Annotated in this window: 10 protein-coding genes and 1 pseudogene; 1 reads left to right on the forward strand and 10 read right to left on the reverse strand. The window is 37.8% G+C overall.

The genetic code is table 11. The features are described from left to right. Positions 1-76 precede the first annotated feature (76 nt). From icd to RCG17_RS06445, 3 genes are all read right to left on the reverse strand, one after another. Positions 77-1,345, reverse strand: coding sequence for an NADP-dependent isocitrate dehydrogenase (gene icd / locus RCG17_RS06435; RefSeq protein ID WP_308174409.1), 1,269 nt, complete (start codon positions 1,343-1,345; stop codon positions 77-79). Positions 1,346-1,502: 157 nt separating this feature from the next. Continuing rightward, entirely contained in the window at positions 1,503-2,621 is a 1,119-nt protein-coding gene (gene citZ, locus RCG17_RS06440; protein WP_308174410.1) for a citrate synthase, read from the reverse strand. 412 nt (positions 2,622-3,033) lie between these two features. Further along, positions 3,034-3,495, reverse strand: coding sequence for a DUF441 domain-containing protein (locus RCG17_RS06445; protein ID WP_308174411.1), 462 nt, complete (start codon positions 3,493-3,495; stop codon positions 3,034-3,036). Positions 3,496-3,675: 180 nt separating this feature from the next. Between RCG17_RS06445 and ytvI the strand changes: the two genes are divergently transcribed. Continuing rightward, positions 3,676-4,788, forward strand: a complete 1,113-nt coding sequence (gene ytvI, locus RCG17_RS06450; protein ID WP_308174412.1) for a sporulation integral membrane protein YtvI — start codon at positions 3,676-3,678, stop codon at positions 4,786-4,788. A 55-nt stretch (positions 4,789-4,843) separates the two neighbouring features. On the opposite strand, the gene RCG17_RS06455 is transcribed toward ytvI, so the two are convergent. The 7 genes and pseudogenes from RCG17_RS06455 to RCG17_RS06485 all read right to left on the reverse strand — a co-directional run bounded on the left by RCG17_RS06455 (position 4,844) and on the right by RCG17_RS06485 (position 12,292). After that, positions 4,844-5,230, reverse strand: a complete 387-nt coding sequence (locus RCG17_RS06455) for an FxsA family protein (protein ID WP_308174413.1) — start codon at positions 5,228-5,230, stop codon at positions 4,844-4,846. An 88-nt stretch (positions 5,231-5,318) separates the two neighbouring features. Continuing rightward, positions 5,319-7,080, reverse strand: a pseudogene (gene pyk / locus RCG17_RS06460) (pyruvate kinase). A gap of 37 nt (positions 7,081-7,117) precedes the next feature. After that, a complete protein-coding gene (gene pfkA, locus RCG17_RS06465) occupies positions 7,118-8,077 on the reverse strand; it encodes a 6-phosphofructokinase (RefSeq protein ID WP_308174414.1) in 960 nt (319 codons plus the stop codon). Between the two features lie 289 nt (positions 8,078-8,366). Next, entirely contained in the window at positions 8,367-9,344 is a 978-nt protein-coding gene (gene accA, locus RCG17_RS06470; protein ID WP_308174415.1) for an acetyl-CoA carboxylase carboxyl transferase subunit alpha, read from the reverse strand. Further along, entirely contained in the window at positions 9,338-10,207 is an 870-nt protein-coding gene (accD, locus tag RCG17_RS06475) for an acetyl-CoA carboxylase, carboxyltransferase subunit beta (RefSeq protein WP_308174416.1), read from the reverse strand. The genes accA and accD overlap by 7 nt, the downstream gene beginning before the upstream one ends. 223 nt (positions 10,208-10,430) lie before the next feature. Next, the gene (locus RCG17_RS06480; protein WP_374120946.1) at positions 10,431-10,997 is read right to left on the reverse strand and encodes a FadR/GntR family transcriptional regulator; all 567 of its coding nucleotides are present in this window, start codon (positions 10,995-10,997) and stop codon (positions 10,431-10,433) included. Positions 10,998-11,053: 56 nt separating this feature from the next. Further along, entirely contained in the window at positions 11,054-12,292 is a 1,239-nt protein-coding gene (locus tag RCG17_RS06485) for an NADP-dependent malic enzyme (protein WP_308174418.1), read from the reverse strand. Positions 12,293-12,375: the final 83 nt, after the last annotated feature.

Genomic DNA, 12,375 nt, shown 5'->3' on the forward strand with positions numbered 1-12,375 from the left:
CATTCTCCCCTTTGTTCGCAATTATCTATAAAGTTTTAATCGAACTTTTGGAACGTTTCAAAAAAGATTGCTCGCCTTAATCCATATTTTTAATTAAAATATCACCAAACTCAGAACATTTAACTTCAGTAGCACCATCCATTAAACGTGCAAAATCATAAGTTACAACTTTATTTTCAATTGATTTTTCCATTGATTTAACAATTAATTTTGCCGCTTCTGTCCAACCTAAATGTTCTAACATTAATACGCCAGACAAAATTTCAGATGAAGGATTTACTTTATCTAGTCCAGCATATTTTGGAGCAGTACCGTGTGTAGCTTCAAAAATAGCGTGGCCAGTTTCATAGTTGATATTCGCACCCGGTGCAATACCGATACCGCCAACTTGTGCTGCAAGTGCATCAGAGATGAAGTCTCCATTCAGATTCATTGTAGCTACTACATCAAATTCGCGTGGTCTTGTTAAGATCTGTTGTAGGAAGATATCTGCAATCGCATCTTTAACAATAATTTTTCCAGCTTTTTCAGCATCTGCTTGAGCCTGATTAGCAGCCTCTACACCTTGCTCATCTTTAATGCGGTCATATTGTACCCAAGTAAAGACTTTATCTCCAAATTCTTTCTCAGCTAATTCATATCCCCAGTTCTTGAACGCACCTTCAGTAAACTTCATAATGTTTCCTTTATGGACAATTGTTACTGATTTACGGCCTTCTTTAATTGCATAGTTAATAGCTGCACGAACTAAACGAGATGTTCCTTCTTGAGAAACAGGTTTAATTCCGATTCCTGATGTTTCTGGGAATCTAATTTTTGTTACACCCATCTCATTTTGAAGAAAATCAATTACCTTTTTAACTTGTTCTGTTCCCATTTGATATTCAATACCTGCATAGATATCTTCAGTGTTTTCACGGAAAATAACCATATCAGTATCTTGTGGACGTTTAACAGGTGATGGCACACCTTCGAACCATCTTACAGGACGTAAGCACACAAAAAGATCCAATTCTTGACGTAAAGCAACGTTTAATGAACGAATACCGCCGCCAACTGGAGTAGTTAGAGGTCCTTTAATTGCAATCAAATATTCATTGATTACATCAAGTGTTTCTTGCGGAAGCCATTCACCAGTTTGGTTAAAAGCTTTTTCTCCTGCTAATACTTCTTTCCAGACAATTTTACGTTCGCCTTTGTATGCTTTTTCTACTGCTGCATCTAATACTCTGATTGCAGCTGCCCAGATATCAGGGCCTGTTCCGTCACCCTCAATAAAAGGAACAATTGGATTGTTTGGAACGTTAAGTACTCCGTTTTGAACTGTAATTTTTTCACCTTGCATTTCGTCTTCCTCCTAATATGTAATTGATATCCAGGCTGCCTAGTGAACCCCTTTGAATATGAAACCATCACTAGATGACCCTTTTGCTTTAGACTGAATCAAAGGTTAGAAGGCGAGGCCTCTAACCTTTATAGAATAAAGCGGTTTAACTTATTAATTAGCCCCTTTGCGATACTGGTACATAAGTCTGCATGCCAGGACCAGTATACTCGGCGCGTGGGCGAATCAAACGATTATTTTCGTACTGTTCAAGAATATGTGCAAGCCATCCTGAAACTCGGCTTACTGCAAAAATTGGTGTGAATAAATCATGGTCAATCCCTAAGCTATGGTAAACAGATGCAGAATAGAAATCTACGTTTGGCGGCAATTTCTTTTCACCAGTTACCATTTCTTCAATTTTTACAGACATTTTGTAAATTTCTGGCTCGCCAGTTAACTCTGTTAACCTTTGGGACATTACTTTTAAGTGTTTTGCACGTGGATCTCCCAAGCGATATACTCTATGTCCAAATCCCATAATTTTTTCTTTATGATCTAATTTCTCTCTGATATATGGTTCAACATTATCAAATGTTCCGATTTCAGTTAGCATTTTCATTACTGCTTCATTTGCACCGCCGTGTAACGGGCCTTTTAGTGCGCCAATTGCAGCTGTAATTCCAGAATAAACATCAGATAATGTTGCAACGCAAACGCGTGCAGTGAATGTAGAAGCATTTAATTCATGGTCAGCATGAAGAACAAGGGCTTTGTTAAAAGCTTCAACTGCAATATCCGCAGGTTCTTTTCCATCTAACATGTAAAGAAAATTAGCTGCAAAGCTTAAATCCTCTCTTGGTGCAACAGGCTCAAGTCCTTTTCTAATCCTCGCAAATGCTGTTACAATTGCAGGCATTTTTGCTTGCAGACGAATTGCTTTCTGATAGTTAGCTTCTTCATCCATTAAATCTGCTTCTTGGTCATATAAACCTAATAACGAAACTGCAGTACGAAGCGCTGCCATTGGATGCACTTCATGGATTGGGTACATTTTAAAATGATCCAAAACTTGTTGTGGAAGTGCCGCATTTTCTGCAAGCTGTTTGGTTAACTCATCCAATTGTTCTTGAGTTGGCAATTTTCGGTGCCACAGCAGATAAATTACTTCTTCAAAGCTAGCGTTTACAGCCAAATCATCAATATCGTAGCCGGCATAAGTTAGAGTGTCGTCAATTATTGAGCTAATTGAGGAAGTTGTTGCCACTACCCCTTCAAGTCCCCGTGTTACTGTCATAATCCTACATCTCCTTTACATTCTAATTCCCCATTACCCATTCTGTTCGTCATACGTTTAATTGCTAAAAACAATAAAGAAAAAGGCATTCAAAAATGTCAAAGGTATCATACGAGGCATATTACGTTGTTGTTCCCAGAAATTAACCCCATTTAACTACTGTAACAACTAATAATCTAAGTTGAGCGCATGCTCAAAAATTAGACATTTCATTGAATACCTTAACTTCACTTAGTAAGGATAATAATATTGGCTTGTTAGCTATTTCTATGTTAGCTAATGCTATTTTAGCATATAAACTAGGTATATGTAAAAAATGATGCGCTTACAAGTATTATTATAAACAATAATCTGATATTTGTGAATCGAAAGACTATGAAAAAGAGAAAAAAATAAAAATATTTGTAAAATATTATCTAAATAGCTCAAATATTTTCATTGCTGTAAAGGCAATACCGGCCCCAATTAACGGACCAACTGCAACCCCTTTAAAAACGGATACAGCAAAAATCGTTCCTAAAACAAGGGCGGTTGTAATTTGTGGGTCTTTTGTTAATAGCATTACACCACCTTTTGCTAATAGAGCTACTAATATTCCAGAAATGAGAGCAATCCAGGCAAATGGTGATTTAAATGCGGCAGACAAATCCTTGAACCCTATTTCTCCAGTTGCAATCGGAGTTAAAACTGCTATGGTGATGATCGTTACACCCCAATTAATTCCTTTTGTTTGGATAAGGGAAAAAAATTTCCCTTCTAAGCCAATAATTTTACATAGTAATAATACACCGACAGAAATCATTAAAGAACTATTTTTAGCAATAAATCCAATAGCTAATAACAATAGCAGGAATACCAATGATTGGTTAAACATTATTTTACCCTCCATCACAACAGTCAAATTAGATAAAAATTAATCCTTCCTGAAACTTTTCATCGTTTTTCACGTATTTCAGATATAGATTTTTTAAATTGGAAAAATATACAGGATCATTCAGTAAATGTTAAACTTAAACTAACATTTTCACAATTCAGTAAAGGGGGATAAAACTTTTTGAATCGAACCTATATCAATCGGACATTAAGGTTTTTACTTGTGATCGGGATTGTCATTCTTTCATTTTTACTTTTTTTCTATTTATCTAAAGTGACTTACCCCTTTTTAATTGGGCTAATTATTGCATTCTGCATCAACCCGATTGTGAACCTCTTTGAAAAAAAAGGGCGAATGCCTCGTTCACTTGCTGTACTGTTAGCACTTATTATTATTTTTGCATTGTTCGCTGGACTAATAACACTTTTAATTGCTGAAATTGTTTCAGGCGCAAATTATATTGCAAAAGTAGTCCCAGAACACCTAGATACACTAATTAATTATACCGAAAAAATTGTTACCGCCCAAATTGTTCCATTTTATAATAATTTAACTAGCATGTTCAGCAAACTTGACACAGGCCAACAGGATACAATTATATTAAACATTCAAAATGTTGGAAAGAAAATTGGCTCAACCGTTGGTACATTTATTCAAAATCTCTTTGGCAATATACCGAATATCCTCTCCTGGTTCCCAAATGCTGCAACTGTATTAATATTTTCGTTGTTAGGAACCTTTTTTATAAGTAAGGACTGGCATAAACTAGCCGGATTAGGAGAAAGACTTTTACCAGAGCGGGCAAAAGAAAGTGGCAAAACAGTATTTATTGATTTAAAAAAAGCTTTATTCGGATTTGTTAGAGCACAGGTAACACTCATATCAATTACTACTGTTATAATCTTATTCGGATTGCTTATCCTCCGTGTTGACTATGCCATTACAATCGCACTTATTGCTGGTATTGTAGATATCCTGCCATATCTGGGCACTGGTGTGGTTTTTGTTCCATGGATTATCTATGAAATCATAGCAAATGATATGGGAATGGCAATTGGGCTGGGTGTACTTTATGTGATTGTCCTTGTACAAAGGCAAATAATGGAACCTAAGATTCTTTCCTCCAATATCGGTCTTGATCCGTTGGCTACTTTAATTGCTCTATTTGTTGGCTTTAAAACAATCGGATTTCTGGGCCTAATTGTTGGTCCGGTAACACTTGTGGTGATCACCACCTTAAATCGGGCAAATGTTTTTCGCGATTTATGGGCCTTTATTAAAGGAAAAGATTAATTAAAATAAGTCTAAATAAGAAAGGCGTCAACCTTAAGTTCGGTTGACGCTTTTCTTATTTGATGATTTTTATTTTTCCGCGATTCATCCACTTTCGAAAAAATGTTTTCATCCCCCACTTAAATGGTTTTCTTGTGATGGGAAAAAGCATAAGAAAGCCAATAATATCGGTTATGAATCCAGGGGTAATGAGAAGGGTGCCACCAATAAGAATACAAATTCCATCTAAAACAGCCTCTCCTGGTATATGGCCATCCTTTAGCTGCATCTGTGCTTTTCGGATTGTTTCAAGACCTTCCCTTTTAGCTAAGTATGCACCAATAACACCAGTTAATATAATACATGCTACTGTTGGTAAGACCCCTATTGTTTTTCCAGAAAACAATAATATACCAATATCTACTGCAGGTATAAGAATAAGCAATAAAATGAGATAGCGCATTTTTTTCCCCTTTTTAATGGCTTTAAACCTATTATACGAAATTAAAAGAAAAAATAAAAAAGAAGGGGTGGCCCTTCTTTTTTACTACTTATAGAACGCTGGCATGTCCGTCATAGACAAGCCCTCTTCTTGCATCAACGGTTACTTCTTGTCCTTCTTTAAATAGACTAAATGCGTCTTCAACGCCAACAATAACAGGAATGCCAAGGTTTAGCCCTACAACTGCAGCGTGGCTTGTTAATCCGCCTTCTTGGGTAATGAGCGCAGCACATTTTTCAATTGCAGGTACCATTTCACGGTCAGATCCAATTGTTACTAGGATGGAGCCTGGTTTTACCTTATTAATTGCTTCTTGCGCATTTTGGGCAAGTACAACTTTTCCGAAAGCTGATTTGCGCCCGATTCCTTGTGCTCTAGTTAAAATATCTCCAATTACGTGAATTTTCATGATATTCGTTGTTCCTGCTTCGCCAACAGGTACACCTGCAGTTATAACAACTAGATCTCCGTGCTTAACAATTCCGCTGTTTAAACTTTCTTGAACGGCTGCATCAAGCATTTCGTCTGTTGTTGATACTTCTAAACCTAATTGTGGATAAACTCCCCAAACTAGTGCGAGGCGACGCTGTACAGATGGATTAGCGGTAACAGATACAATTGGTGCCTTTGGTCTGTATTTTGAAATCATCCGAGCTGTGTGCCCGCTTTCTGTTGGCGTTACAATGGCGTTCACTTCAAGGTTTAGTGCAGTATGGGCTACAGACTGTCCAATTGCATCTGGTACATTATGTTCAGTGTCCTTACTGCGGTTTGAAAGGATTTCTTTATGGTCCAAGGCCTGCTCTGCTCTAGATGCAATATTATTCATTGTCTGTACGGCTTCAACGGGATATAATCCTGCAGCCGTTTCACCAGATAGCATAATGGCATCTGTACCATCAAAAATAGCATTTGCTACGTCACTTGCTTCTGCACGTGTTGGTCGTGGATTACGCTGCATTGAATCAAGCATTTGGGTTGCCGTAATGACAGGTTTTCCTAAAGCATTACATTTTTTAATGAGCATTTTTTGAACAAGCGGAACTTCCTCTGCTGGAATTTCAACCCCTAAGTCCCCACGGGCAACCATCAATCCATCGGAAACTTCAAGAATATCATCGATGTTATCGACACCTTCTTGATTTTCAATTTTTGGAATGATATGGATATGACAAGCATTATTTTCTTCTAAAAGCTGACGGATCTCCAAAACGTCTTTTGCACGGCGAACAAAGGAAGCTGCGATAAAGTCAATTCCTTGCTCAATCCCAAAAAGGATATCTTTTGTATCTTTTTCAGTGATACCTGGTAAATTTACTGAAACACCTGGTACATTAACACCCTTTTTATTTTTTAATGTTCCGCTGTTTAAAATTTTTGTGTGAATTTCATTATTGGATTTATCGACACTTGTTACTTCCAAACCGATTAATCCATCATCTAATAAAATTTTTGAACCCTCGTGAACATCATCAATCAACCCAGGATATGTAATTGAGAATTTATCAACCGTACCCTCCACTTCTGTCATTGATACGATTACATTTTCTCCAGATTTAAGCTCTATGCTTCCGCCTTGCATATTATGTGTACGAATTTCCAGGACCTTTAGTATCCAGTAAAATCGCTACTGTTTTACCTGTTGCTTTTGCTGCTTCACGAATGTTTACAATTCTCTGTCCATGTTCTACAAAATCACCATGAGAAAAATTTAATCGTGCAACATTCATTCCCGCATTAATTAATTGTGTTAACTTTTCAACACTTTCACTAGCGGGTCCAATCGTACAAACGATCTTCGTCTTACGCAACATCTCTTGTTACCTCCTTGGGTACTAAAAAATTTATTTAAATTGATAATTCTTGAGCTAATCTGGCAAGATTCATATCTAAAGTATGTTTTCTTCCCAGTGCTTCAATGATGTCATAATCAACAATTTTGTTTTGTTCCATTCCTACTGCACGTCCGCCTTTACCTTCAATTAATAATTCAACAGCCCTTGCCCCCAGGCGTGCTGCTAAAACCCGATCGAAAGCAGTCGGTGAACCACCGCGTTGGATATGACCCAAAACAGAAACTCTTGTATCAAAGTTAGTAGCTTCTTGCAATTTTTTACCAAACTCTGTTCCACTTGTTACACCTTCAGCTACAACAATAATACTATGTTTTTTACCGCGTTCGTGACCTTTTTTCAGTCTTTCTATGATCTCATCCATGTCGTAATTTTCTTCTGGAATGAGGATTGTTTCTGCACCACCTGATAGTCCAGCCCAAAGTGCCAAATCACCAGCATCTCTACCCATAACCTCAATAACAAAGGTTCTTTCATGGGATGTAGCTGTATCACGAATTTTATCAATCGCATCAATTACGGTATTTAGCGCAGTATCAAACCCAATTGTAAATTCCGTTCCCGGAATATCATTATCAATTGTTCCTGGGACACCTACACAAGGGTAGCCTTGCTCAGTCAATGCTTTTGCGCCTCGGTAAGACCCATCGCCACCGATTACAACTAAGCCTTCAATACCATGTGATTTCAACTGTTCAATTCCTTGCTGCTGTCCTTCTTTCGATTTGAATTCTGGACAACGTGCTGTGTATAACATCGTGCCTCCACGATGAATAATATCCCCAACAGAACCTAGTTCAAGCTTTTTAATATTGCCATTAATTAACCCGGAGTAACCGCCATAGATACCATAAACCTCAAGATTGTGGTATATCGCTTTTCTGACTACTGCACGGATCGCAGGATTCATACCTGGTGAATCTCCACCACTTGTCAATACGCCAATTTTTTTCATAATAAACTCACCTCAATTGGTTTTAAGATCAATCCGCCTTTAAGAATAAACATGGAGAGACCGTTAACTATATTTATTATTTGACTGAATATCTTGGAATATTTATAAAATAACACGAAGAAATAGGTATCACAATAGAATCATATCTATTGTGATAATAGGCGGAATTGTTTGTAAAGTGCAACCGTTTTTAATGTTTATCCTATTCAGCAATTTGTATATCCTACCTAATTCAAATGTTACATACTAATTAATTCCATTTAAAAACGTGCTCGCAGGTGAGCACGTTTTAAGTGATATTAATAAATTCATTTTGAGTCGAATATGCTCCAATCGTCCTAAATCTTTGATAACGATTTTCGATTAATTCAGCTTCTGATAATTTCAAAAGTTGCTCAAGTGAGGCTTTTAATACTTTTTCAATTTCTTCTGCTTGTTTTTCAATATTTTTATGAGCTCCACCTTTAATTTCAGGAATAACTTCATCAATAATACCTAGCTGTTTTAAATCTGGTGCGGTAATTTTCATCGATTCAGCAGCAGTTTTTGCCTTTGATGCATCCTTCCATAAAATAGCTGCCGCACCTTCTGGAGATATTACAGAGTAAGTAGAGTTCTCAAGCATATGAATTTGGTTGCCAACACCCAAGCCAAGCGCACCACCGCTTCCGCCTTCGCCAATCACAAAACAAATGACAGGGACTGTTAATCCTGCCATCTCCACCAGATTCTTTGCGATGGCTTCGCTTTGCCCGCGCTCTTCAGCAGCTTTACCAGGATATGCACCTTTTGTGTCAATAAAACAAATAATCGGACGATGAAATTTTTCAGCCTGCCTCATTAAGCGCAGTGCTTTTCGGTATCCTTCCGGGTGCGGCATGCCAAAGTTACGACGTATATTTTCTTTTGTATCTTTTCCTCGTTGATGACCAATGATCGTAACTGGAAGCCCCTGAAATTTTGCTATTCCGCCAACGATCGCTTCATCGTCTCCAAATGTCCTATCACCATGACACTCAAAAAAGTCTTCGAATAAATACGCAATATAATCCAGGGTTGTTGGTCTGTTAGGATATCGGGCGATTTGGACCCGATCCCATGGCTTAAGATTATCGTATATGTCTTTTTCTAATTTCTCAAGTCTTGCTTCTAGTTTCTCTATTTCACTCGTTAAATCGAGATCAGATGTTTTGGTGAATTCTTTTAACTCCGCAATTTTATTTCTCAATTGAACGATCGGACGTTCAAATTCCAATTCCCCTACCACTTCATTTCACCTCCTGGATAATGAATGTCAAGAATACTTGAAATTTGATCTTTTAATTCCAGACGAGAAATAATGGCATCCAACTGACCATGTTTTAATAGGAACTCTGCCGTTTGAAAGTCTTCAGGAAGCTCTTCCCTTATCGTTTGTTCGATTGTTCTTCGGCCGGCAAAAGCAATCAAGGCACCTGGTTCAGCAAAGTTATAATCGCCCATAGATGCAAAGCTGGCGGATACACCACCGGTAGTTGGATGGGTCATGATCGAAATATAAAGTCCGCCATGATCAGCAAACCTTTTTAGGGCTACACTTGTTTTTGCCATTTGCATCAGGCTTAATGCACCCTCCTGCATCCTTGCTCCGCCAGAAGCAGTAAAGATAATAAACGGGATAGAGAGTTCATCAGCTTTTTCAATTGCCCGGGTTATTTTTTCTCCGACAACAGACCCCATGCTGCCCATTCGAAAGGATGAGTCCATCACTGCAACGACAATCTGATGATTATTGACATTTCCAATTCCCGTAACAACGGCTTCATTAAGATGGCTGTTTTGTCGATCCTTTTCAAGTTTTTCAATGTAATCAGGGAAATTTAACGGATTTTCGGAAACCATGTTTGCATCAAGTTCCTCAAAGCTTCCTTCGTCAATAAAACTATCCAGGCGTTCTCTCGCTGCCATTTTAAAATGATAGTGGCAATTTGTACAAACCATTAAATTTTTCAACAGTTCTTTTGTATATATAATTTTTTTACACGATGGGCATTTCGTTAAAAGTCCTTCCGGGACATCCTGTTTTACAATACTGGAAGGAATAGTCGCATATTTTTTCTTTTTATTATTTGTAAAAAGCTCTTTTAGCAAGGTAAATCCTCCCTCAATAGGTAAAGCTCAGTCAAGCTGGCAAATTTTTATGTCTGATATTTTGAAGTCTTCTATTGTCTGCTACTTCATGTATGTATTTACTCTAAGTTGTCATATAGCGGCAGAACCACTTGGGATATGAAAAATGCCCAGTTGTGTAGGGCTAAAAATGCTTGTCTTATCCACTATAAAGTAAGAAAGCTTCAAAAACTGTCAGTCCATGTCACAGGTCAGTCGACAATTTTCTGAGTTCCCGATAAGCAGAAAGAGTTTTTTCCTCGTCATTTCGTTCCAATCCCTTAAGAAGTTCAGCATAATCTTCTTTGTACGACTTTGATTGTTCAGAACCTTGTGCCTGGCAATAATCCTTTAATATAACCCATATTTTATATAATAAATGATTGTCTGCCATTTGAACAATCTGATTAAAAAAGGCGCCATCCTCTATCATGTCAGAACTTAAATATTCTTTCAAACTTTTTATGCTCTCTTTATTCATTTTCTTAATAAAAAGCCTTAAGGAATCCATTTCTATCATACACTTTGTTTCGAAAACATCCAACTGAGCCTTTTCATCCTGTAAAATAAAGGTACTTAAAAGCTGCACCAATTGATGATTTTGAAAGTCTTTGATAAAGGTTCCTTCGCCTCTTCTTGTTTCAATTAATCCTAACAATTCCAGGGCTCTCAATGCTTCACGAACGGAAGAGCGCCCGACATTCAGGCGCTCCGATAATTCACGTTCGGAAGGAATTTTATCTCCTGACTTTAATCCGTCAGCATTAATCATTTTCCTTAACTGTTTAACGATCTCAATATATACTTTTGACCCTGCCACTTAGGAAATCACTCACTTTTACCAATGATAGCGAGTTTTTTAGTCTTTTCTTTTATTTCCTTCGGGTCCATTTTTAACCGTGCTACACCTGTATCCATTGCTGCCCTGGCAACTGCTGCGGCTACAGCAGGAGCAACGCGGGGATCAAATGGTCCAGGAATGACATAATCGGCATTTAATTCATCTTCACGAATTAAACCTGCAATTGCTTCAACTGCAGCCACTTTCATTTTTTCATTAATATGTGTGGCCCGTACATCAAGAGCACCTCGGAAAATTCCAGGGAAAGCAAGAACATTGTTTACTTGATTAGGAAAATCAGACCGTTCGGTTCCAACAACCATTGCACCTGCTGCTTTTGCCACATCAGGCATAATTTCAGGATCTGGATTGGCCATCGCAAAAATAATGGCATTAGGATTCATGGATGAAACCATTTCCTTTGTTAATGCACCTGCAACCGAAACACCAATAAAGACATCAGCACCTTTAATAACATCCTCTAGTGTACCTTGCTGGTTATCACGATTTGTAAATTTTGCTACTTCGGCTTTAACCGCGTTCATTCCCTGCGGTCTTCCCTCATAAATGGCACCTTTTGTATCACACATAATAATATCTCTGACACCATAACTATATAAAAGCTTTATAATGGCTATTCCCGCAGCACCTGCACCATTTGCAACCACTTTAATTTCATTCATTTTCTTACCGACTAGTTTTAACGCATTCACAAGACCTGCAGCCGTTACAATCGCAGTGCCATGCTGGTCGTCATGGAAAACCGGTATATTCGTTTCTTTTTTTAGCCGTTCTTCGATCACAAAGCAATTCGGTGCAGCAATATCTTCAAGGTTTACTCCGCCAAATGTGGGTTCTAGTAATTTAACAGTTTCAATTATTTTATCTACATCAGTAGTATTTAAGCAAATTGGAAAAGCATCAACACCTGCAAAACATTTAAAAAGAACTGCCTTCCCTTCCATTACTGGAAGTGCTGCTTCCGGGCCTATATTTCCAAGTCCAAGGACAGCTGTGCCATCTGAAACAATCGCAACCATATTTCCCTTCATTGTATAATCGTATACTTTTTCGGGGCTCTCATAAATATCTTTACATGGTTCTGCCACACCTGGTGAATAAGCAAGGCTTAAATCTTTTGCATTTTTGACCTCTACTTTTGATTTTGATTCTAATTTCCCCTTGTTTATCCTGTGCATATGTAATGCTTCTTCGCGCAAGGTCATAATTGCCTCACTCCTTAAGATTTTTTCAAGAAGATGTCTATATATAATACCTTATGTATAGGTGGTCAGACCACACTAATTAC

Source organism: Neobacillus sp. PS3-12 (assembly GCF_030915385.1).
Taxonomy (GTDB): domain Bacteria; phylum Bacillota; class Bacilli; order Bacillales; family Cytobacillaceae; genus JAEVLT01.